Source organism: Deinococcus deserti VCD115 (genome assembly GCF_000020685.1).
Taxonomy (GTDB): Bacteria; Deinococcota; Deinococci; order Deinococcales; family Deinococcaceae; genus Deinococcus; species Deinococcus deserti.
Genome location: NC_012526.1, coordinates 776,919 through 801,382, shown reverse-complemented (window position 1 = coordinate 801,382; position 24,464 = coordinate 776,919). Strand labels below are relative to the sequence as shown.

At 56.6% G+C, this 24,464-nt stretch carries 9 protein-coding genes and 1 pseudogene; 2 read left to right on the top strand and 8 right to left on the bottom strand.

Annotation, left to right across the window (positions count from 1 at the left end; translation table 11 throughout):
* Positions 1-121 precede the first annotated feature (121 nt).
* From DEIDE_RS03825 to DEIDE_RS18350, 6 genes and pseudogenes are all read right to left on the bottom strand, one after another.
* Positions 122-1,186: pseudogene (locus DEIDE_RS03825) on the bottom strand (IS4-like element ISDds7 family transposase).
* 335 nt (positions 1,187-1,521) lie between these two features.
* Positions 1,522-2,931: a hypothetical protein gene (locus tag DEIDE_RS18980; RefSeq protein ID WP_162485394.1), complete on the bottom strand. Its 1,410-nt coding sequence runs from the start codon at positions 2,929-2,931 to the stop codon at positions 1,522-1,524.
* Between the two features lie 107 nt (positions 2,932-3,038).
* The gene (locus DEIDE_RS18975) at positions 3,039-4,142 is read right to left on the bottom strand and encodes a hypothetical protein (protein WP_012692629.1); all 1,104 of its coding nucleotides are present in this window, start codon (positions 4,140-4,142) and stop codon (positions 3,039-3,041) included.
* A gap of 253 nt (positions 4,143-4,395) precedes the next feature.
* Positions 4,396-4,815, bottom strand: coding sequence for a type II secretion system protein (locus DEIDE_RS19465; RefSeq protein WP_012692628.1), 420 nt, complete (start codon positions 4,813-4,815; stop codon positions 4,396-4,398).
* 1,113 nt (positions 4,816-5,928) lie between these two features.
* Entirely contained in the window at positions 5,929-6,930 is a 1,002-nt protein-coding gene (locus DEIDE_RS03810; RefSeq protein WP_012692627.1) for an IS4-like element ISDds2 family transposase, read from the bottom strand.
* A 133-nt stretch (positions 6,931-7,063) separates the two neighbouring features.
* Positions 7,064-10,909 carry an SIR2 family NAD-dependent protein deacylase gene (locus tag DEIDE_RS18350; protein WP_083764220.1) on the bottom strand — a complete coding sequence of 1,282 codons (3,846 nt, stop codon included), beginning with the start codon at positions 10,907-10,909 and terminating at the stop codon, positions 7,064-7,066.
* A 150-nt stretch (positions 10,910-11,059) separates the two neighbouring features.
* Between DEIDE_RS18350 and DEIDE_RS03805 the strand changes: the two genes are divergently transcribed.
* On the top strand, positions 11,060-13,609 hold the full coding sequence (locus DEIDE_RS03805; protein ID WP_012692625.1) for an ATP-dependent helicase: 2,550 nt from the start codon (positions 11,060-11,062) through the stop codon (positions 13,607-13,609).
* A gap of 36 nt (positions 13,610-13,645) precedes the next feature.
* Here DEIDE_RS03805 and DEIDE_RS03800 read toward each other — a convergent pair whose 3' ends face one another.
* Together DEIDE_RS03800 and DEIDE_RS03795 are read right to left on the bottom strand one after the other, a co-directional pair.
* Positions 13,646-15,826: a hypothetical protein gene (locus DEIDE_RS03800; RefSeq protein WP_012692624.1), complete on the bottom strand. Its 2,181-nt coding sequence runs from the start codon at positions 15,824-15,826 to the stop codon at positions 13,646-13,648.
* Positions 15,823-20,874 (bottom strand): RecQ family ATP-dependent DNA helicase, encoded by a 5,052-nt coding sequence (locus tag DEIDE_RS03795; protein WP_012692623.1) that lies wholly within the window; start codon positions 20,872-20,874, stop codon positions 15,823-15,825. The genes DEIDE_RS03800 and DEIDE_RS03795 overlap by 4 nt, the downstream gene beginning before the upstream one ends.
* A 491-nt stretch (positions 20,875-21,365) precedes the next feature.
* Here DEIDE_RS03795 and DEIDE_RS03790 point away from each other — a divergent pair, with 491 nt between their 5' ends.
* Positions 21,366-24,440, top strand: coding sequence for a DUF499 domain-containing protein (locus tag DEIDE_RS03790; protein WP_012692622.1), 3,075 nt, complete (start codon positions 21,366-21,368; stop codon positions 24,438-24,440).
* Positions 24,441-24,464: the final 24 nt, after the last annotated feature.

Below are 24,464 nucleotides of genomic sequence, written 5' to 3'. Positions count from 1 at the left end.
TGATGCCGTAGAGGGCTTTGTTACTTTCTGGCTAGTGTTCGTTCCAGTTCTGTATGGTCAGCACGCCGTTTCTCGCGTCAGGGGCGGCTTGAAGTCAAGTTGTTTGGTACTGAAAGCCTAACTACCCCTCAAAACGCGGCATAAGGTCCGCCAAAGTCTGCCAGGACGACGGCGACGGATGAAGCAACAGATCCTGAAGATGATCGAGTCCCTTTCGGAACACGGACACCGTACGGTGTCCGTGTTTTTTCAGCTGCACCCCCTGCCTGACCTCCTGGAGTTCCCCGGTAACACATGCTCAGATAAACGCTATGGAAACGACCGCCAGGAGTGTGGAGACGCGTTCGGCCCGAGTCAGGCCCGTGTCCTCCAGGTTAAACCCCCTGGTTTTCAGCGCCGCATGCAGATTTTCCGTCTGCCAGCGCTGAGTGTATCGCCGAAGGTTGCTGCGGGCGTGCCCCCGGTAGGCCAGGTAGAGCGGTTCGCGTGCCTGATTTTTGGTCGCGGCTACCCGGAGGGTGGCCCCGTAGATCGTCACTGGACGGTGGCAGATGCGCACTTCACCCGGGTGCAATTTCTTAAACGCGGCCCAGACCGGGAACCGTGCGCCACCGATGGTGGTGCGAGCGGGCAGGCGAATACACGGAGCGATCCCCTGCTGATCGAGGAACGCGAACCAGTGCTGACCGATGAATTCACGGTCAGCCAGCAAGCTCCGGATCTTTCGGTGGGGACAGGCCGTCACGAAGCGCTCCACGAGCGCTTCCCGGTCCTGTTGATCACTGGCGCCCCTGTGGGGAAGCACGGTCCACATCAAGGGGAAACTACAGCTGCTCCATACTGCCGAGAGCAGCAGGATGTTGACGTCCTGCTGACCAAGCTTCCAGTTAGTCCGGTCCAGGATCAGATCCAACTCTTTACCTGGCAGAAAGCTCAGCGAGAATCGGGCAAACAATTCCTCGGGTAGCGGAAACTGCACGAAGCGCAACAGGCGTTGGTACCGTGTCTCCAGGCTTCCTTTCAGGACGACATGATTCTTGAGGGTGTACAGCACCACGGTCCGTGCCTGGATCATGGCCAGGATCAGTGCAGCCAGGACCGTCAAGCGTCGGGTGTCGATGGGAAAGGCAGATCGCAGCGCGGTCTGCAAGCTATCGTGTGGCTGTCGGCTCTTGGGTGATTTCATCGCAGAAACACCGTACAGGAGCCGACTTTCCCTTCACCCTACGAGTTTTGAGGAGTAGTCAGACTGAAAGCACCAGGGCCTATGCGGAGGGTCCAGGAGAGTTGTCCCGTCCTGTCAGACGGTAGAGCAAACCACTGCACCGGGTCATATCATGGTGATTCTAGATCTCAGTGTCCTAATTCCAACAACTGCTCTTGTGAACATTCCTGATCTGTGCGTTGATTCGTAGCGATGGCAGCCCAGAACCGCCTCTTCCAGAGATCGCCACGGCATCAGGGACGCTATGAACTTGCGCTCAGATTAATAATCCACTCCACCTATCCCTCTTACAACTATCAGCGCGACGCGTAAAATACCGGCCGGCACCGCTCAGTGGTCTGTAAATCTACAGCACGAAATGAAAGGAGGCGTTTCGGGGCTACATCAATTGGATCGTAGCTCAGTGAGTCGTCGCCTAATCGATCAACATGACGAATGACTCCACCACGCTCATATGTGACGGATTCCTCCGGATGATCTTGAGCATACTTTCGAAACTCTACGAATGGTAGCCCATACTGCTTTACGCGCAGTTGGTCTAAATTCGGGTCCGATGTATTAAAGATACGGACCAAGTCGCGCTGAGCGCCGGTCAGGTCTAATGTCCTGGGGATTAGCAAATGGTTCGTTTGGCCTGCCACCGTGCGAAGATTGCTGTACATATTCCAGCTAAAGCCTGTTTTTATCTCTAGATATGGCGTCAATCCATTAAAGATTGCAATGACCGGGATGATTATTAAAATGCCAACACTACGATAGGAATTACTATTGCTGCCATTCGTCACACTCAGTAGCGAGGCCAATACAATGAACAGTACAGCTGTTCCATATAGCCACCATGCCGCATGCCCGATCAGAAGCAAGGCCCAGCTATGTTCCGGAAACGGCGCTACAATATTTAATCCCGCAATTGATACGCCGACAACCACGACGAAAAGTCTTAACAACGTCTGCCTGGGGGCTATGTATGCCGCCCGATCTGCCCAAATTTGCAGCCGAGCGACCTGAACATCATCCAAAAACAGCAGGAAACCCGCAAACAAAACAGAAGAAAAATCCCAGAAGTGTTGACCAAGATTCATCGCCAGAAGCCAATGAAAACTGAACGCAAGAATTAGTCCCAAGCGACGTATCTTATGTATCGCCAATGCTACGAAGATGGCCAGCTCCGTCAGCATGGCCAGGACTGCAATTACTCGCCCCGTCAAGGGGGAGTCCGAAGCCTGTAATTCTGATAACCCCCAGGATCTTACAAGTTGGTCGTGGTAATACACTGCACAGCTCACCGCTGGGTCTAAAAAATCAGTATTCACTTTCGCGAAAGCTGCGAAGCCGTAAGCAGCAAGGAGGGTAAGTTGAGCAGTAGGAATGAAGTCCTCCCACCGTGTACTAATAACAAACTTTTTACGAGCAGCAACGAAAAGCCAAGCAAGGCTAAGAAATGCAGCAAGGATCCAGTGGTTTCCAATTACTGGCGTTTCCTGCCAAGCATGCAAAGGTATTAGAACACATAATATGGTCAACCACTGTCTTTTTAATGGCGTGATTAATGTATAAATCGCCGCAATGGCAATGAGAAGGGAAAGAATTGCTAGGATAGGTTGGTTATTTAGGGCGTCCCTAGCATTACCTGAGAGGTGAAATAATGCTGCGATCGCCCACATATGTGCGAACCACACCAACTTTTTGCTCTCGCGAGGGATCATTAAAGTAACCAAGTTTATGTTTCCCTGATAAGCCCCAACGTACAGCGGGGCGCGACTTGACGATTTAATCGCAAAATAACTAAGTCTTCTTAAGGAAAGCATAGTGTCTATATAGACAAACTGTACTCTTTCTTAGCGGCATCGCGAACGGTCTTCTCACACTTCTTGATGTTTACGATTCCCGGGAGACGACACATTCGCAATGCCCCACGAATGTTACGATCCAAATATAAATAATATTGAGCCGAATCTATAAAACACGTTTCTCGGAGATCTGGATGAGCTGCCGCTCCGCAGATTTCGGTAGTCCTCTTTGTGTCGAGATGCAAGTCTCCGGTGACGCGATCACGGCCAATACTTGATGCGCACTGTCTGGCAGCCTCTCCCCCAGCTTCAGCACAGACTTTAAATGCAGCAGCAAGAGACGGGGCTTCGAGCGCGATTAGGGTACCTTGGTAGCTGTAACACGAAATTCGGGCCACCCCTGACACCTTTGAACAAGGCCAATGCACATCGTTCTTAGGGTATCTGGGTGGGTTCGGGTAGTGAAAGGTGTTCATGGTAGCTGCCACGCGGTATTCCATAAACACTCCGCCTGAGCAGAAACTGTATTCTGTAGAATCTGCAGACCTAATTCGACGACAGCCTTTCAAGGCAGCCTGGATCTCCTTCCAGCCGGCATCCTTTCCCTTTAGCATTAGGGCCTGCATCATCAGCCCGTGTCCAATGCCATGGACACAGTCCGTATACATTGCATGGGGTTTTTTACCTGCAAAGGGCGCACAGGTTTTTGACAAATCTGCGTCTGCGTTGCCAGGCTTTGAGATGAAAAGCATCATGACGCCGTGGTAGCAGCCGCTACCTAGAGTGTCATCACAAGCCTGGATTTGTTCGCTGAGCGTCGGATACTTTTTGTAAGTTGCATACCCAACTTCATGTGCGAAGGTATGCCCGTGATCGGCTAACGGTTCTATGTTGCTCAGATGGACAGCGACTCGCAAGGCTTCTTTTGGGCCCCTAGACGCTACAAGTTCCTGCAGCTTTTTGTTGATGCATTTGACGTCATTTCTACAAATGCGCGCCATTCTGTTTTCTGGTGCTGTATAGAAACGGACTTGGGGCCAAAGAAGCCAGATCAAAGCACCAAACAGAGCTATTAGTAGCGGTAACTGCCATGCTAACGCACGCTGTTGATGGTTTGGTCGCGTCATGGATTGCTCCTGGGTACTGAACCTATTACTGATCTGTACGTTGATTCATAGTGATAGCAGCCCAGAACAGCCTCTTCCAGAGATCGCCACGGCATCAGGACGCTATGAACTTATGCTCAGATCAATAAAACCTCATATCAGTATGAATGAGTATTGCAGGTTCTGAGTGGTGCGCAGGGCCGCTTGATTAAGGCCTATGCGCTCCTATGCAAAAACCGCCCCGAAGGGCGGTCCAACCTCGTTGCAAAAGTTTTTAGTTGGCAGGAGCAGCAGGAGCAGCCGCGGCGGTTTCCTTGCCGTTACGGAAGTTCTTGTTATTGCCGGAGGCGTCCATGACGGTGTCAACGAAGAAGTCGTCGGTGCCGTTGGCGGTGATCTGGCAGCTGGTGGTGCCGGCAGGAGCAGTATCAACAGTGTAGGTCCCTACCACGCCGTCTTTACAGTCAGCCCCGCCCATAGCGGTGATAACGGTGGCTGCGGTGGCGGTGTTGTTGTCAGCCAGGTTGGCAATGGCGGCTTTGTAGACATTGCTGTTGTGCGCCTGACCAGCGCGGGCGGTGGCGCTCTTCCGGGCGCCAAGCAGGTTAGGGATCAGGACGGCAGCCAGGATGCCAATGATGGCGATAACAATGAGCAGCTCAATCAGGGTGAAGCCTTGCGTTCCGTTCTTCATGGTGATCTCCTGTTTGGCCATCGGGATAAAGGATAGAAGTAAGGTCCGTCTGGCCGGGGATAGCATGTGGGGCTCGGGTGTTCCCCGTTTCCACATCCCCACCATATATTTTGTTTTCTAACAGGTCTCTAACACGAGAAGGCAAGTGGTCCTCACAAAGGTCCGGAGATGACCCTTTTCCCGATAAAATCGCTGTTTTTATGTCTTCTGAGCATCGGTTTTTCAAAACGTAACTTTAGCTCAGGCAGATTTTCACCCGGTTTATGAAGGCCCGATTGAGCAGGCAGAGGAAACCGTGGAGGTTCAGAAACCCAGAGTTACCTGGGCTACGGCATGCCGCACCTAAATAAGCCAGCTTGGCTTTAGATGTAGGTTGACTCAACTGTAGGCCAGCTACATCTCCTATCCAACAGAGGGTTTAAAGATCTTCTCATGGAAATGCTTACCTGCTCCACTTTGGATCCATAGCTTGGGCTTTTTTTGTACTTTCGATGCCTGGAAGTATCTCATCATTACAAAATCGCGGGTCCGAAGCTCCATATATTTCGTCCCAACGAATTTGAAAATTTCCCGTTTGAGCCGAAGTTGTGTCCCTCCACAGCCGTGACCCGTTGTTAGACCGTAATGCGTGAGGGCTCCCACAACTTGGAGCTCAGCCAGTTTCCGTACATGACCCCTACACAAGCGGGCAGCTGAAACCTGCAACGATCAGTGCACACACGCCCCTTTAAAGCCCCTTAGAGCGCCTGGGCATAAAAGGAAAAACCCCCGCCTGGACGGGAGTTCTGTTGGTAGACTCGAGGGGATTTGAACCCCTGACCCCTACCGTGTCAAGGCAACCAAGCTATTCCCACTCAATCCAGCGACTTCCCAGAAACGCCCATAAAATGGGCGTTTTTTACTTCACCAAATAATCGGTTTCCCTTGAAATCCCAGCCTTTCGCAACTCTGGTGCACACACGGTGCACACAAGAACATTAGCAAACAAGCCCTCGAGCCTACTTACTGAGAACGGCTGTGCACACCAGACTCCATTTTCTTCTCAACGCCAGATCCGAGCCAGCCTGACCCGTCACGCCGCCTCAAACACGACTATCCGTCCAAAAGCCCTGACTACCAGTCAAAACTCGGCATGAGGGCCTGTAATGCCCGCCAGGACGATAGTGATGGATGGAGTAGCAGATCCTGAAGATGATCGAGTCCCAGTCGGAAGACGGATACCGCACGGTATCCGTCTTCCTTCCGTTTCACGGGCTGCTTGGCAGCCAGGACCTGGCACGTTACGTAGGCCCAGATAAAAGCAGCCGACACACAGGTCAGCACGGTCGAGACGCGCTCTGCCTGCGTCAGGCCCGTGTCTTCCAGGTTGAAGCCTCTGGTTTTCAAGGCGGAGTGCAGGTTTTCCGCCTGCCAGCGCTGAGCATAGCGGCGGAGATTCACTGAAGCGTAACCCCGGTACGCGAGGTACAGCACCTCGTCAGCAGTATTCTTGGTGGCACACAGGCGCGAGGACACGCCGTACGAGACCGGCAGTTTGCCGGTCCCGATCGTCGCCGTTGCCGGGAGGCGGATACAGGGCGCAATCCCGTGCTGATCAAGAAAGGTAAACCACGATTTCCCGATGAACTCCCGATCCGCGAGGAGGCTCCCGATGTGTCGCTCGGAGCAGCACCGCACAAAGCGCAACAGGTGCGCGAAGCGCTCCTGATGCGAGCTGCTTCCCCCATGGGGGAGCAGTGCCCACACCAACGGCAGACTGAAGCTGTCCCAGACTGCAGAGAGCAGCAGGATATTGACATCCTGCTTGCCCAGTTTCCAATTGGTGCGGTCCAGGATCAGGTTCAGCTCGCCGTCTGGGAGGGAGAACAGCGCGAAGCGGACAAAGAAATGGTCTGGAAACTCGAAGCGGACAAAACGCCGCAACCGCTGGTACCGCGTGTCGAAGGAGCCGGGCAAGTGCACATGAGTCTTCAGCGTGTACAGCACGACACTGCGGGCTTGCACCATGGCCAGGATCAGCGCCGTCAGGACCTCAAGACGGCGGCCGTCAAGAGGAAACGCACACCGCAGCGCGGTCTGCAGGCTGTCGTGTGGGTGTCGGCTCCGGGTTTTCAACGCAGAAATACCCTACTGGAGCCGACTTTTTTCATGCCCTCACGAGTTTTGACTGGTAGTCAGCCAAAAGCCTCCTCAGACATAGCCCAGCTAGAGAGGGTGTTTACACCCATTGCAGCAAACGAGCGCTCCATTACATAAAATTTTCCCACGGTTGACGCACTTCTGGCAAAGGATCATTTTGCCCTATAGCCCGCCACTTCCGAATAGTGGGATGGAGACTTAGGTCTGAGTCGAAGCGCAACGACGACGCATGCTGTAGGAGTATTACAACAAGCTTTGACGCAGCGGCTCTTATATCACTGCGGGCTGTACGTGCTTCGTGCGACAACACAGTGAGGTTCTGCGATTTTAGTTCTGTCTCGTTAGCCAAATAGTCGAGGCTAGTAAGCAGTAGTGAATGTTCGTCTGGATGCAGAATTTGGGCCCGTTGCTCGATTAAAAAGGTTATTGCACGTAAAACAGTGTCCAATTCTGGGGAGGCACGATCAATAACTCGGGAAACTAGTAACCTACGGAGTATCTCCCTTTCACCTTCGTTTCCTGCTTGCACTATCTTCGCGGCATCCCATATCGCCCGCTCCATAATTCGATCATTATTACTAAGCAAAGCGTTAATAACCGACTCATGTGTAATCCCTTTATGATCCCCCAGGACTGATGGGATAGTAAATCCCTTGTCATTCATGTACTTTTGAATCAAATCAGAAAATTGGTATACGATCTTAGGGTCTTCAGACCAATTTTTCAAAATCAGGTCGTGTACGACTTGCAGGATACTTCTTGTAGCTTTTTCTAGGTTACCCGAATAGAAACCACCACGTTGCTGAAGACTAACGTTTACATACTCAATCCATTTGAACCACCACTCTTGCAGGTTGATAAGAAGCTTCTCTGCCTCATCTGATGACCAAGTAATTGGTACGCTGCCATTTTCATCAGGTTCACTACTTCCCAATAAATTTAATAAGCCTTTTATAATAGTATCCGCAGAATCGCCCTGACCTGCAACCACGCTCGAGTTTAGTTCAACGTCAAAGAACCTATCGCTCAAAAAGTATTCCTTAAACCGTACGTCCGGTTGGACTGATTTGGAGGTCGGTATTGAGAGTAAGGCGAAATCCATTAGTCCTGTCTGCATTGGCAGCTTAGAGTGTTTGTCAATAAGATGCCATAGAGCATCACCATATCTCTTAGCTTCCCGATCACTGAGAGCATTCATTTTTAAAAGTCTGAAAAGCGCTAGGCTCGCGAATGGCCTTTGACCAATAGGGTTTGTCATCACCACATTGATTAGTCGATCCACCGTTCTAGAAGTCACCCACCGATTATTAGTCGTACGTTTAATACGGTCGAAATGCTGGTGCAAGAGTGGCGTAGGCCACTTGTACGTAAATTGTTCTGACTGCGGTAGAGGAAAGTCAGCAAGCCGCTGAACCAACGCCTCAATGTCATCTTTATCCCACCGGTCAAGAATTCGGTTTACAAACAATGACATTGCTTCGTAGCAGCGGTAGTCCTGTTGAACCGACGGGGTCTCAGCCACTTCTATCGCTAGATCTAGAGCACTTCTTATTACATCAGTCGATGCACGCAAAATCACACGAGAAAGGGCTTCAATACCTAGGGTAAGAATATGGCTGACTAACCTAAATTGTTCCAAACGAAGGTTGTCGTTAGATCCTCTTACTCTGCTTACAGTCTGCCTGACGGACGTGAACAGGGTTTGGGTAAGGAATTCCAACTGGTCATTCGGTAGAGCAGCGACTCGCTCACGCGACAGCAGTCCATTTAGCGTATTGGAATCCCCAACGCGAATACTGGTCAGCACTGCCGTATGAAAAGTAAAAGGATGGCTCAGCAAAAGGAGAGCAGGCTGAAGGTCCTGCGTGGCGAAAACACGGCTTCCGATACGTAAGGGATAGGCTGCCCATTCCAAGAATCGGAGAAAGCTCATTCCCACCAACGGATCACTTTCGATCTCATCATTAAATTGAGTTGAAAAAGTTCGTGTTGCCTGACCTATATCAAACTCACGCCGAAATTCTAGCTTTACTGCTGATCTTGATGCTTCGCGATATTTAGCAGAGACAAGAGTTGTCCAGTGTCTTAGATCGGCTGACGGATCGATCCCTAACCGCCACAATCCTTCCTTGTCCTCAAATTCCTCCTCTTGTTCAGGAACACCTTCATCAAATCCATCGAATATAAAACTCCTCAATCGTATTGCCCAAGCGAGCTGTGACATCAAGCGAGGGTTCAGTTGCCCAGGTTGATGGCCAGCGCGGAGCCGTTCGAGAGCACTGGTGAAGATCGTCCGGGCCTTCTCCAGGTGGCCCAATTCTCCTAGCGATGCTGCTCGCCGTATTTCCCAGAAAGGGTTCCCGAGGTTCTGGGGCCACACCTGCAGACTTGTTTCAGCGCCTTTTACATCCAGCAGGTTAATAGCAAGTCTCACCTGCTCCCAGTGCCATTGCGCTTCCCATTCTGGGAAATGACTGAGGTCAGCGTGTTGTTCTAAACAGCTCGACCACTCTTTGAAGGCTTCGACATCAAGATACATGCGGTGTGTCGCTAGAACAGCGAAGGCCAGCTCAATCCAAATGGAGCGCACTTCAGACCAGCTCAAGTCTCTCTCTTTGCCGTCAGGGGCCCAGGCTGCCGGAATCTTTAATGAAGGAGTGGAAGTGCGGTTGATCTGGTTTTCAGGAGCGTCGCGTCCTGTGTCGAACGGCGCGTACAGATCAAGCCTAGTTATAACTTCCTGTAACAGTTCAGGTTCGAGTGGGGCATGTTGAAGGGTGTATCGCCATACCAGCTCTCGCAAAAGCAGAATATCAAGTGGTGCAGGCAACTCCTGGACTGATTTAAAAGCATAATACGCTCCGTGATGCGGATCATATTTTAAATATTCGCTATGAACAGTTCGAAACACTTCCCACTTTGGATAGGTTTCACGGCGTTCGCGCCAATAAAGGAACAGCTGATCTGGGGAATAATTATCACTTGTAAGAAGCCGCCTTATCCTAGCACGACTAGGCTCGATAGGAAGGGGAGAGTACATTATCGTCTTTGCAGGTTTAGAATGTTTTGGCCAGTCTAGTAGATTCTCCGGGCGTCCGTTTTTAAGGGATTCCAAAAACCAGTCATTCGCAATTCTGAAGCGCTCAGACATAGGTGTTCCATCTTTGAATTCCAAGATGTCTCCCAGGTCAATTGGAATAATTTGGCGTTTTTCTAAATAACGCCTTCTTGCGTCATTGAGGTTTAAAATATTCACGAGATAAATGAGAGGTCGATGCGGTCCTAATTCGTCTCTGATCCACCCAGCCCACCGCAAAAAGTTCGGATCATCTCCCTGAAATCCAACTAAACACAGGGTGTTCTCTAGCATACTTTGTTGTACTGCGTTTACGAACGGCGCAAATCGTTGAGGATACTGTCGGAAATCTTCTTCAGTAAATACGAAGGGCCGCGTAGAAGGAAAACTACCATGAAGCTTTATAATTCGCGGCCTCTGAGCAGTTGGCAGGTCATCGGGGTGCGTCACAAAGTCATACCGACGGGTGGGCACCAACTGTCGTGCACTTTCCAAAAGTGGATCGTAATTTGTAGTAAAAATATCTGCCCAAGGCAGCTGGAGAAGTTTTTTGTGCAGTTGACCGGGTCGATATGCTGTCCAAGGGATCAAGCGTTGAATCACATCGTTTAGTGCTTCCCGACCAAACGATGATTCATACTCTTCTGCTAGCCGATCAATCGGAATGAACTTTGCATCATTCACGTCCCGTCCAAGTGCCTTCGCGAACACCTCCACATAGTCAGACAGCAAGGCAAACTCAGGCGCATCAGCATAAATTGCCTGGGCATTTCGACTGAAACCTGCTCCTACCAGGACGGCTGCTCGTCCATGAACTCCAGGCATCCACAGCCGATCGCGCAAATGACGAATGTGACCAACGTAACGTTGAAGCGACATACCACACTAGAGCACGGGTTCACATCTTCTGTCAGAAGAGAATGGCGATGTGGGTAGAGTCGACTGCTGCCCTCGGAAAGCCCAGCTCACCCCGTCTTGGTCTTCTCAAGTGCAAGGAACTTGCTGAACCAACCCTCTACCATTAAGGGAATGGAATTTACTGTTGAGCAGCAGCGCATTGTGGAACATTGTGACGGTCACGCCCTCGTGTTCGCGGTCGCGGGGAGCGGGAAAACCACAACACTGGTGAGCCGAGTACGCTATCTCGTCAATCACAAACGCGTACGACCGACCCGCATCCTCACGACTACGTTCACACGCGAGGCTGGCCGGAGCCTCCGAGAAAAACTTGCGGAATATCCAGAGTGCGCGGGCGTTGAAACCCTGACTCTGCATGCGCTCGCCACCCGCATCCTGGACCGGGCGCGCACTATGGGCCTGACTGACCTCATCATCGGTGAGGACCATTTTAGTCAACGCCTGTTCAGTGAAGCCCGCACACAATTGCTTGCCGAGCTCTCTGAGGACGAGCGAGAACTTGCGTCTCGTCTGAGGCAGATGACCTTTAAGGACTTCGACACGTACCTGGGAATTCAAAAAGGCAACCTCCGTCTTCCGTATCTTCCGCAGGACCTCCCGCCGCAAGCGGCAGCACTGGTGCAGCCACCAGAAGGCGGTCCCGACCCATACGCACGCGTGTACGAACGCCATGATGAGCTCCGCCGCAGGGAAGGCAAACTGGACTTCGATGACATGATCGTCGCCGCGTGGATGCTGCTGAGCCGCTTTTCAGCGCTTCAGCAGGACATCCGAGCCAAATGGGATTACATCAGCGTGGACGAGTTCCAGGACGTGAACCTCGCTCAGAGCGAGATGATGGACCTTGTTGCAGGGGGCTGCCGCTCGTACATGGCTATTGGAGATGACGATCAGACCATCTACCAGTGGCGCGGCGCGCACCCCCGGTTCATCCTTGGCTTTGCGAAGCGATACGGTGCGCAGGAATATACCCTACCAGCGAACTTCCGCTGCCCGCTGGGCGTCATTGCCCTGGCAGATCGGGTGATCGGGGAGAACCGCATCCGCGCCCCGAAGCGGCTCCGAGCCACCCGAAATGGCTGCGGCGTGCACATTCATCCTCCACGCACCGGGGAAGCGGCGCACGTTGCAATGCAGGCTCTCAAAGAAGGCCGGAATCCCGACGACATCGTCATCCTTCTGCGCACGTACGCGCAGTCGGCAGAGATTGAGCAAGTACTTCTAGAAGAGCGGACCCCGTACCGTCTGATTGGAGCTGCACCGTTCTACCGGCGTCCAGAGGTCACCACGTTACTCGCGTACATCGAACTGGCCCTCGCGGACCTGGACACGCTGGCTGGCCGTCCCTTGAGCACCGAACGGCGGGAGCGGATACAGGCGCACTGGAAGAGTGTTGCCCACCGGCCTTCCCGGTATTTACGGCTCACTGACGTCGAACGCATTGCGCGGGAGGCTTGGCGTTCGGGACGCACCCTCGCGACCACGCTTGAGGCTTTTGCGGAGAGCCAGCCGGATCATGTAGCCAAACCAGTGGCATTGCTGGCCACCTGGCTCGGTTTCCTCACGGAGGATATGGGGACCACCCCGGGCCGAGACGTCCTGCTGGACTTTGTCGGAGCGATCGGTTACCGCGAGTATCTGGTGAGTACAGCACCCACCACGGAGTTCGGGCAAGAGCGCGCTGGGATGGTCGACGCCCTGGCAGAAATGGCGCAGACCCGCTCGCTGGGTGAACTTGTCACGCATCTCGCGCAGCTGCACGAGCAGGTTCGCTACGAGGAAACCCTTCGGAAACGGGGGCAAGATGAAGAGCCACGCCTGACGATCATGACTGCGTTCCGTGCCAAGGGGCTGGAGTGGCCCGTGGTCATCATTCCCGACTGTACGTCAGCCATTTACACTGGCAAACCGCACGCAGATCCCGCCGCAGGCGAGGAAGAGCGGCGGGTATTCTACGTGGCCTTAACACGAGCGCAGCAAGAACTGCACCTGATTGTGGGTGAGGACGACAACACCACCCGCTTCCTTGAGGACGTCAATTATGACCGTGTGGTCCGGCAGCATGACCGCCTGGCTGGGCTCCTCACCCGCCAGCCGCAGGCGTGGTCAGCGGGCGATACGATTGAAGCGGCGGAGATCCTGGGGCAGTTTGAACACGAGGGGTTCGTACAGCGCTGGCTCACACCAGAAGTACGCCGGCCACTGCTGGCAGGCTTTCACAACCTGGCAAACCACCAGGCACTGGCCACGCACACTGATCCCGTCGCCGCGGAGGTGCGTCGCCTGCTTGACCTACAGAAGTACGCTGCTCACGGTCCACTGGACATCGCAGGGATCAAAGGAGGCAAGTGGCCTGACCTTGAGGCTGTGCTGACCGCGCGGCGCGGTGGACCCAGCCGCACGGAGCCGCGGTCACCGGGGAGTGCGGCTGGGTCAACGACGCGCAGTTCCAGCGTAGATGCCCTGGGACGCAGCACCATACCAACCAATACATCCCTGGCGCTGTCACCCGGTGAACGGGTTCGTCATGCCCGGTTCGGGGACGGTGAAGTGGTGCAGGTCAAGGTGTTAGGGGCGCAGACGGAAGCGCTCATTCGCTTCGAGAGCGGAACAAAACGCATTACGCTCGAGTTTGCCCGTCTGGAGAAACTCAGCAACTGATCCGCCCACTTTCCAGGTTCAGTTGGTCGAGGAACCTCAGCTTATGCGGCGGCGCTTAGACTTTTCTGCTGGCAGCGACGCCGAGAATCGTTCTCTCAAGAGTGGCCGAACACGCTCTAGACCACCCTCGATGAATCGGCCGAAACCGAACTGCTCAAGGACCCAGACAGCCTGCTCCAGTTCGGAGCTCTTAGCCTGTCCAGGCGTCTTGGGGTTGCGCGGTAGAGACGCCACCACTGCGCGGAGTTCACTGTTTGGAATCCGGTCCAGGCTGCGGTCGCCCTTCAGTCGGGGGCGTGTGGGCTGTCCGGGCAGTCGGTACACCAGGCCGATCTGTCCGCCCGTGCCGAACTCATCCTCAGCCATTAGTTCTCCTCGTTGCGCGGCGGTATACAGAAGTGGATTCAGCACCTTCTTGAGTTGCATAGGAGAAAGCGCAGGACGGTCCTTGATGGCTTGAGCAGCTTGACTGTACCGAGCGTAGAGCTGATGGCCGACCATTGGCCCTTCGACTTGAAGGATGGCTTTAATGCTCTGCAGCACTTTGTCCGGGTTCTGGAGGGGGTGGGCCACCGCGCTACTCCACATGTCGTAAGGGTCTAAGGCGCCGACTGTGGCCCGCGGAGGAGTTAGATCTCCCCTCGCCGGACGGGTCATCAGCCCATCCGTGGGCTGTGTTGTCGGTGGGAGCTGTGACACTGCTTTGTGGCTATGGGCATCAGGCGCGCACTGCTCCCATAATTCTTCCGGCCATTGGCCGCCCGTCAGGGATTGGCCTTCTGGGAGATTTCGCGTCTTAACGGAACCATCGCCCATCACGAAATAAATGCGGTCTTCGCCGACTGGTTGCGTGGTTGTTCGGAGGTCTAGGCGTTCTGGAAAGCGTTGCAGCAGGTCCCGGAGCAGGCCTACCTCGCTGCCCTGAATCAGCATCGTTACGGGGGTGGTAGCCAGCCAGTCCTCAACCTGATCCCAGAACAAAGGCGTCCGGTGCAGGGCTTGGAGCGTGGAAACAACCCGGTACTCCACAGCTTGCATGTGCAGCCACGTGCCTGGACGGCGCACTTCGAATTGGTAATGCCCTCTATACGGCGTGAGGTGCAATTCCCGGCCTGCTTTGACTTCCCACATCAGGAACAGGTCCGCGAGAGCCTCCCCATGTAGCGCCTCACCGTCGAAGGGAACATCGTACCGATCCATGCCGTCAGGTGAGTAAAGCCTGACGAGTTGTGCGTGTCCCTCAGCGGGGAGGCGGGCTTCTTCCAAGTGGAGGGCTGTAATTATCCACGTGCAGGTTGCTACGCCAGGGTCGCTGGGCGTCTCACTTTTGCTCGACGCGTCGGTCGTAACGTCCCGCGAAGGTGCAGCTTGGCTGGCTTTTGCAAAGAACCCTCCCGCCAGAGCCCGGTAACCAGCAGCCAAGAGGTGTTCCTCAACCAGCTGGGCTGTGATTTCCTCGTCAAGATGAGCGTGCCGGGTCGACAGGGTGCGCCAACTGACGGGGTCCTCCGTGAAGGGCGGGCATGACCAGTGCCTGGAAGTGACGAAAGCCGTTGCGGCTCCTGCATTGGTTTCCACGGTAACCGGACCTTGGTAGCAGCCGTTGAAAGCCGGATTGGCCTGTAGGGTGATGCGGCGGCCTTCGACGGTTGCGCTGAGCCAGGAGGGACACAGCACCCGCAGCACCTGAATGGCGTCGTCGCTGCCGTACCCAGCATTACGAACCGTCAGGGTGCCCTCAAATCTTGTCAGTCGTCCTGAATTCGCTGAGCGTTTCCCCACTTCCTGTACAGCCCGCAAAAGGACTTCGTTCGTGCTCAGCCCGGGTGCCGGTTGGTGTCCCGCCGCATTGAATTCCCTTGCGAGCCGGGCGAAGTCGTCCTGCACGGCAAAGGAAGTGACCCCCGGTAGCTTGCGTGGGTTGCAGTGCAGCACGTGGCGTGAGAGTTGTCCGTCCACCACTTCCGCTGGCGCCAGCCTGCACGTAATAGCCGGGCTGCCTTGCGCGGCCGTGAGAACGTCCTCGACGTTCAGAGGCACCCTCGGCAGCCGGCGCTTCAGGGCGGTGAGGACATCCATCTCGCGGCACTGCACCGAAAGCCAGGCACTTGCCGCAGGGTCACGGCCGAGGCGCTCCAGAAAGATGACCTCCACTTCGCGGATGAGGACGTCGGGGGCGGGGCGCGGGGCACCGTCAGAGCCAGCAGCGTTTCTCATGACACGCTCCACGACTTAGCCACCTGTCGCCCGCGGTCTGTGAGGATGACCACCGGAAGGGGCTGGCCGCCGGACCGGAAGCTGCGCTGTTCCACCTGAGCTAGACCGTCACCGCAGAGCGCTTCGAGATCACTGCGGATGTCCTGTGCCTTGATAAACCGCAATTTCCCGAAGTTCGGTGCGCTTTTCTCCTTCCAGTGGAATGGTTTAGCCGTGGGGGCGTTTCCGGCTTGGCCGTCCTGGCCCCCCTGGAACCCTTTGACTTCTTCGTTGCGCAGAATTCGTACCAGCGTGCTTCTTCCAACGAAATGCTCCTGTTTTTCCAGGTGAGTGAGGAGTCGCAGCAGTTCCTTGCGTAGATTCCAGAGGCTTGCGAAGTCCACGTCAATGCCTTCCCAAGGGGCGGGTCTTTCGGGAGCGCAGACATCACAGTTGCCGCAGCGATCCCCGCGGTGTTCAAAATGCAGCTGCAGGTGCATGCCACGGCAGGTCTGGCGGTCGAGGAGGAACCGCGTGAATTCGCGGAACCGCTCGTGCTTAGCCCGCTTGAGGTTCAGCACCCGCTCTTCGTAGCTGGTCAGGCCGATCCGGTCCTGCCGCAGGTCGATGCGCAGCGCGGGTTCGAGGAGCATCACGCCGAGCTTGCCTTCCCGCTGCAACTCGATCAGCCGGTCCTCGATGGCTGCTGCCCGATCTCGGTACAGACGGGAGAGGTGCACAGGTTCTTTTCGGGTGCGCTCCACGAGATCCCGGACGGCCGGGTCGTCCGGCAAGTCCACGCCGTAATACGGATACACGCGGCACAAGCCTGGCACATAGCTGTACCGCAGGGCCCCACTGACTTCCAGCAGGTGCAGCAGCGTCGGCAGCACATTGACGTCAACGCCGTCACACTGCCCAAGCTCTGAGAGGGTCGGGAAGGCCGGACCGTTCTTCATGACGTTGAGCAGGGTCTGCGCCCCCTCTTTATCCGGGTATCCGTGATCAATGAGGTACTTCGCCCGCCGCTCGCTGCCATTACTCCAGAGCAGGACAGCTCGTGCCTGAATGTTCGGATCGCGACCGGCACGCCCAGCCTCTTGAACGTAACTTTCTAAAGAAAGAGGGGCGTCGTAATGGACCACGAGATGGATGTCTGGGGCGTCTACGCCCATCCCGAAGGCATTTGTGGCGACCATCACACGGATGAACCGGGCCTGGAACTGGTCGAGCAATTCCGTCCGCACGGCCGGGGAAAGGCCAGCGTGGTAAGCCGCAACCTCCACGCCGATTTCACCGATCATGGCCGTGAGGCGCTCAGCTTTTGCACGGCTGCCAACGTAGACGATGGCCCGCCCGTCGCGGGTATCCTCGTTGGTTTTGAGGCCCGCGAGCATCGTGAGCAGCACCTCGTCCCGACTGACATTTCGCGCGTTGCCCTCAGGCTTGTCTTCAACAGACGCTGCTTTATTACGCCTCTTGCGCCCACCAATGCGGGTCTGGACGTCTACCACCTCGTAATACAGGTTGTGCCGCCTTACGCCGAGCTCAATGCGTTCAGGCCCGTCCATGCCAAGGACTTGAATCAGTTTCCGGCGTGTCTCCGGGTTTGCGGTGGCAGTAAAGGCACTGACAGCCGCTTTCACACCGAGGTTCTGTAATTCCTGACGTACGTGTAAGTAATCTGGGCGGAAGTCATGGCCCCATTCCAGGAGCGTGTGCGCTTCATCGAACACCACGCGTTCCGGCGGTTGCCCCTGGAGGAGTTTGCGCACAGCAGCCCCCTTGCGAATGCGCTCTGGCGCGAGGTACAGGAGCTTGACCCGGCCGCAGCGCACGTCCTCCAGTGTGCTGTCCTGCTCTGCGCGTGACAGCCCTCCCCAGAGGCCCGCCGCGGGAAGACCGAGTTGCTGCAGGCGGCTCACCTGATCTTGGATCAACGCCACGAGGGGGGAAACAACCACCGTATACCCTTCACCAAGAAACGCAGGCAGCTGAAACACCAGGCTTTTCCCGGCGCCGGTCGGCATCACGGAAAGCACGTCAATGCCGTCGAGTGCCGCGGCAATGCCCGAGTACTGGCCCTCACGGAAACCGCCCGGTGGGAATTCAAAGAGGTCCACAAGGGCTTCCTCGAGTTTGCGTTGCCGCTCCGGATCTTTGAGACCCTTCAGCTCCTCGCGGTAGCGCTTAATCGCCTGCATTTTCGGCGCGACGAGCTCGTCAAAGGTCAAGGGCTTCTGCCACAAGTGCCCAAGTTGCGCGTAAAAGTCCTCCCGGTTACGCGCTCGCCGGACATTCCCGGCCGGGATCGGCAGTGCCCCAAGGAAGCGGTCCTGATAGTGAGCGAAGGCGAGGCGCTTATCCCAGACGACAAAAGCACCCGCCGGGAGGCCTTCACGATCGTTGCGGACCAGACGCCCAAACCCCTGCACGAACTTCAATACGGCCCTTGGCAGGTACAACGTGTTCCAGTACGTCTCGAAATCGTTCACGTCCCTTCGCTGCGCTTCCAGCACGAGGTCCGGGATGGGAAAGGGCGTCTTGTCGAGGCTGACGAGGGTCAGGTCCCGGATGTCGACGCCCTGCAGGAACCCGGCTGAGCCAAGAGCGTGCCATTCTCCATCGCCGTGGAGGTCCTGCACAGTGCGCTGCGTCCCATCACGCACAGAATTGAGGTGCCGCTTTTTGATGTGTCGACTCGCGCGGCGCAGCCGTTCATTGGCCGTGAAAATATGCAATGCCTGGTTTGGCGTCTGCGTGACCAGGTTGTCGATCTCTTGCCCGACGAGGCCGGAGAAGTCCGGGTGGTGCACCAGCGGCAGGTGGCTCGTGAGCAGAACGTATCCCTTGTCGTACGGCAAGACGGGCGGCAGCACCATGTAACTTGACTCCGGCAACGCCAGATCCCGCTCGAACACACCGAAGTCGGCAACATCACCGCTTCCCTTAGCGTCCCATGTCCCGGGCACGCGCAACGTTGCGCTCGTAAAGACCAGGCTGCTGGTTTTTTTCCACAGTTCCTCTAGTACGGAGGAAAGCCACAATGGGACGGCCCAGATCGAGGCGCTGTCCCCATTCGCCGTAACAGCGTACACATGCGCTCCAGGCAGTGACCTTGCGAGCAAGACCCCTAGCGTATCGATCTGGTCATTGAGACGGGCAAGGAGCGCCTCCAGGTCCATCTGATAGCTCGAACGCTGCGCTAGTGAAGGAATGAAGCCAGCGCAGTACTTGAGGCTACTGGTCAGTTCCTCTGAAGCGCGAGTCACAGCGCGCCACTCGGCACTCTGCATTGGCAGGGGGTCAACGGCTGCCTGAAATCCGAAGGCCTCGCTGCCCTGACCAAACTGCATGGCGAAGGCTTGCAGGGCTGCCTGCCAGGTGTCGACCCGCGCGACCAACACGTCGAAGGCTGTGGCGGCCTTCTGCGAAAGCGTGGCTAGATTCGCGTCTTGGGCAACTCGCGCGGCCTTCTCAATGCTCGGCAGCAACCCGGCGCTTTCCCCATGGGTGCGGCGGAGAAACTCCCGAGCGACGCTCAGGATCGCGTCACTGCCAATCTCCTGGCGAAGGGCGGATTCTGCTGCGTCCTGCAGATCGTGAGCTTCGTCAACCACCACACGGTCGAACGGCAGATTCTCCTGCTCGAGGCCACCCAGTTGGTTGCGCAGCAACAAAGCGTGGTTCACGACGACCACGTCGGCCTGCGGCACCAGTGCTTGCGTGCGGTGATACGAGCAGCATGTGGAGAACGGGCAAGCATCCCGGCAGCGTTTGGCAACGGTCGACGTAACGATCTTGGCTTGCAGATACTCCGGAGAGCGGGTCAAAGCGCTTGGCGGTAACGCGCCGTACTCTCCAGCCTGCGCGTGCAAGGTCAAAAGGGCCACGGCCCGCGCCTGCCCCGGGAGCATGATCAGCCGGCCGGGGCGCTGGTCCTCGGCTACGTCACTGGCAGTTTCAACGCCTGCTGACAAGTCCTTCTCATTCGCTTCGTACTGATCTGCCTCCGGCACTTCGTCAGGGCGAAACCGGCGCGTGAGCAGGAGTTGCAACCGTTCTGGACAGATGTAATTGCTCTGCCCTTTCAGGGCCACGACACGAACCTTAAACCCTGCATCCTTGAGGTGCTGCGCCTCCTTGACGATCTGATTCTGTAGTTGCTTGGTGTGGGTGCTGATCACCACAGGCTTCCCAGGTTCGCCGCGCAGCAGCGCCGGATAAAGGTAAGCGCGGGTTTTTCCAGTACCGGTGGGAGCTTCGACCACCAAGCGGCCCGGCCCGCTGAGCGTTGCCGACACGCTTTCGGCCATCTTCAGCTGACCGGGCCGCGGCGAGGGCAGCATGTCACTCACCTGCTGAGGAAGTCGGCCTTCACTCCACACAGCGCTGACCTCTGTTAAGGCGCCTGCAGCGCGTGAAGAGAGCCTTTCCAATTCGGCCTTCGTAATAGATCGGGGCTGAAACGCCAGGGCCAGTTCAGGGACGGGAAGCGCCGAGATGAGGGCCTTCTGGTCTTCTGGAAGGGCCCGTAAGCGTTCGACCATGTAGGCAAGGAGCCGTGACGTCGCAGCGCAGTCCGCTAGTGTCCGGTGCGCATCGTCATGTACGTCACCGCAGAAGCGGGCGTGGAGTCCTTCTAGGCCGTAGCCCTCTACGGGAGGGACCACGGCAGCGAAGGCCAGCGGGGCGAGAAGCAGGGTGTCGAACACGAACGGCACCTGGAACTTCAGGCTCTGCTCCCGGCACAAGCGCTTTAGCAGCGGAACATCGAACCCCTGCGCGTTGTGCCCCACGACCGGTAAATCACCCATGAAGGCAAGTACCTGCTTCAGGACGTCCGGGAGAGGCTGACCATCACGGTCCAGTTCCTCCTGTCGGATGCCCGTCAGCTCCGCGACTTCACGGGGAATACGCTCACCGGAGACCAGCAATTGCAGCGTGTCGCAGATGCGGCCGTCCTCGACACGTACAGCCGCCACCTCAAGCAGGCGAGCTTCCGCGCGGTCTACTGAGGTGGTTTCCGTATCGAGAATCACGTATGACGTCACGAGCTTTGTGGGCATGCCATGCAGCTCAGCCACGCGCTCCTCGTGTCCCGATAGAAACAGGTACTCGCCCTGCTGACGCACCTGACCACGCCCCTCTTTTAGGAGTCGGGTCAAGAGGGCGCGCTTTAGGCTGAAGACATCTAGTACATCCTCTTCTAGTTGCGGCCCGTGCTTCCGGAGATAATCCAGGACGCGGCGCAACAACGGAGACATCAGGCAGTTTCCTCAAGCGAGGAGACGGTCAGCCAGTGATTGGAATATAAACCCACGTTACTCACATCAAGCTATCAGGTTTGCTTGCAGTCGCTACGAAAAATCTGATGTGTTGAGTGACAGTTAGGCAGGCCAGGAAGCCTCTCTGCCCAGTGCAACCGGGCTCCAGCCACACAGCGTCCAGCAAGTGTGGGAAGGCTGGAATCCAACAAAAACACTCGTAAGCGCTAATGTGTAGCAGGATAAAACTTCACGCGCGCTTCACTTGATTTTTAGGCTTCCCGGGAGAACGGATGACTCAAATTGCCAGCCTTACCCTCAATGCTTTGCTACAGCCCCGTGCGTCCGTGTTCGAGAACAACAAGAGCGAAACGACACTGGATATCAACGATCTCACCGAAGGCAGCATCAACCCGCAGACGTTCTTCGAAGAGAACGTAATTACGGACGGCATGCAGAATCTCCTGAAGCAGGGCTTCAAACGTCTCTCGGGACAGTCCAGCAACAGTGTGTTCTTCCTGAAGCAGAGCATGGGCGGCGGCAAGACCCACAACCTCATTACCCTAGGCCTCCTGGCAGCGCACACTCTTGTGCGGCCACAAGTCATCACGGACCCCGCCATGGAAGGCGTTCTGCGGGACGTAAAAAACGTCGAGGTCGTAGCCTTCAACGGCCGTGGTAATCCGCCGCACGGCTTATGGGGCGTTATCGCAGAACAGCTTGGTAACAAGGCCGCGTTCGCGAATTTTTACGCGCCACCGGACGCACCGGGCCAGGAGGATTGGGAAGCACTCTTGCGAGGCCGGACGGCCCTGATCCTCATCGACGAGTTGCCGCCGTACCTCGAAGCGGTTGAGAGCCGCGTGGTTGGGGACAGCAACCTCGCTCGCCTGACTGCCCGTGCTCTGACGAACCTCATGGCCGCCCTACAACGCCCAGGCTGCGAGCGCGTTGCACTAGTGCTGACTGATCTCGGCGGCGCGGCGTACGGCCGGGCCAGCTCGTACCTCCACGACGTCCTGAGCGACCTTACCAAGGAAACGCAGCGCCTCGCGCTGGAAATTGAGCCGGTGCAGCAGAACTCAAACGAAGTGTACGACATTCTGCGAAAGCGCCTCTTTGAGACCGTCCCGGACGACAGTGTCATCCGGCATCTGCAAGGACAATACGCACACGAGATCGACCAGGCTCGCAAGATGGGCCTCACCCCCGCTGACGGGCAGCAGGCCAGCCTGGCGCTGATCGACACGTATCCGTTTCACCCCAGCCTACGTGACCTCTACGCCCGCTTCCGCGATAACCCGGGCTTCCAGCAGACGCGTGGCCTGATTCGCATGATGCGCGCAGTCACCGCCCACCTGTGGGACAGCGGCCTCGCCTCGGAGCGCAGCACGATCGGTCTGCAGGACCTCGACCTGAACAACGACCGCATCCGCGGTGAGCTCTTGAACATCAACGACAAGCTCAAGAACGCTCTTTCGCACGATGTGGCCGACCAGGGACGGGCGGTCGCCGAGCAGAACGAGCCTTCGGACCTGTCCCGCCGGGCCGCGACGTTGCTGCTGACCTCCTCGCTCGCGCACGTCGTGGACGGCGTCGTCGGACTTCCGCCACAACTCGTGGCTGATTATCTCGCCCAGCCAGGCCTTGATCTGGCACCGCTGAAAGCCGTCCTCAACGACCTCGCACATAAGTCTTGGTATCTGCATAAAGACGGGGACAGTTACTACTTCAGCTCTACGCGGAACATCAACGCGGAGATTGAAGCGACTATTCAATCAACCAGCGAGGACAAAGCCCTTGACATCGTCCGCGAGCAACTGGCTATTCTGTTCAATCCACTGCCGGACGGAGCATACAAAGAGCTTCTGATCTTCCCGGCCCTGGATCAGATCGATCCAAAGCAAGGACACGTGCTGCTGGTCCTTTCTCGCCCACAAGGCAATGGCCTAAATCCGAAGCTCAAAGAGCTCTTCGACGCCAGCACCCTGCGCAACCGCATGATGTTCCTCACCGGTGAAGAGTCCAACTACCGTCTCCTGCTCGACCGCGCCAAGGCCCTGCGCGCCACGCAGTCCGCCCTCGGAAAACTGCGGCGCAGCGAAAAACCCAACCCGGACATGATTCTGGAACTCGAGGAGCGCGAGCAGGCCACAATGATGCACTTCCTCACGGCTGCCCAGGAGGCCTTCACGCACCTGCACTTCCCAGAACAGGCGGGCCTGACCAGCCTGGACTTCACCGGAAAGTTCGCCGAGAAAAACCCGGCAAGCCGCGGCGCGCAACAGGTACAGGAAATCCTCGAGGGCCGCAAGAAGTTTGTAAGGGCGCTCGACGCGAGCGAGGGCCGCAAGTTCGAGGCACGCGTATTCGGCAACGCCAAGCGCATGACCTGGAATGAGCTGCTTGCTCGCGCGGCGAACACCACCGGGTGGCCGTGGCACCCGGCCGGTGCGCTGGATCAGCTGCGCCGTGACAAGATCGACCGCGACGAGTGGCGTCAGGACGGGCAGGAAATCGAGCGTGGTCCCTTCCCGCTGGAGCCGACATCCGTCACCGTCCGCCACGACATTCTCGACGCGGCTGCGGACCGTTATCGCCTGACTGTGACGCCCAAGTACGGTACGCAGGTCCACTACGCTGAAGGCTCCACTGTCGATATTGCTGCGCCGGTTATGACGGACGCCTCCATGGAGGTTACCGGTCAGACCTTCACCTTCCTGGCAGTCGATCCCAGCTACAACGCAACTGCGAACAAGGGCCACCCGACTGGCCAGAGCTTTACTTGGCAGGCGCCCACTTTCTTGAAAGGCGTTTGGGAAAGTGGCGAGGTTCGCTTCGAGGCGTCACCAGACGTGGAAATCCGCGTCACCTTCGACGGCAGCGCACCGGAGAAAGGGCAGATCTACGAACCCGGCAAGCCGATTACGCCGCCGCCCGGCACGCACGTGGTGCAGGCCGTTGCCACCCGCGGCGGTGTGAATAGCACGCCTATCACTCTGAAGCCTGACGTGATTCCCCTGGATCCTGTTACGCCCGCTCGGTGGGCCCGCACTCATAAGACGACGGCCACGGCAGACAGCGTGAAGCTGATGGACCGCCTCGAGAAGCATGGGGCTAAGGCTGCCGGCGTAAAAGTCATGGTGGACGGCAAGGGAGACCAATACGGCACCGCGACGTTCTCCGAGGGAGCCGCCTTTACGGCCGATGCACTGCGTGAACTCAGCGAATACGTGCGTAAACTGGTGGGTCCTGAAACGAACCTTCACCTTGACGTGAAGGAAATTCGGTTCGAACGCGGGCAGAACCTCAGCGACTGGACCGCGGAGACAGGTGACAAGCTCAACATGAGCGAAGTCGCCCAGTGAAGAAACAACCGTCAGGAGACTCAT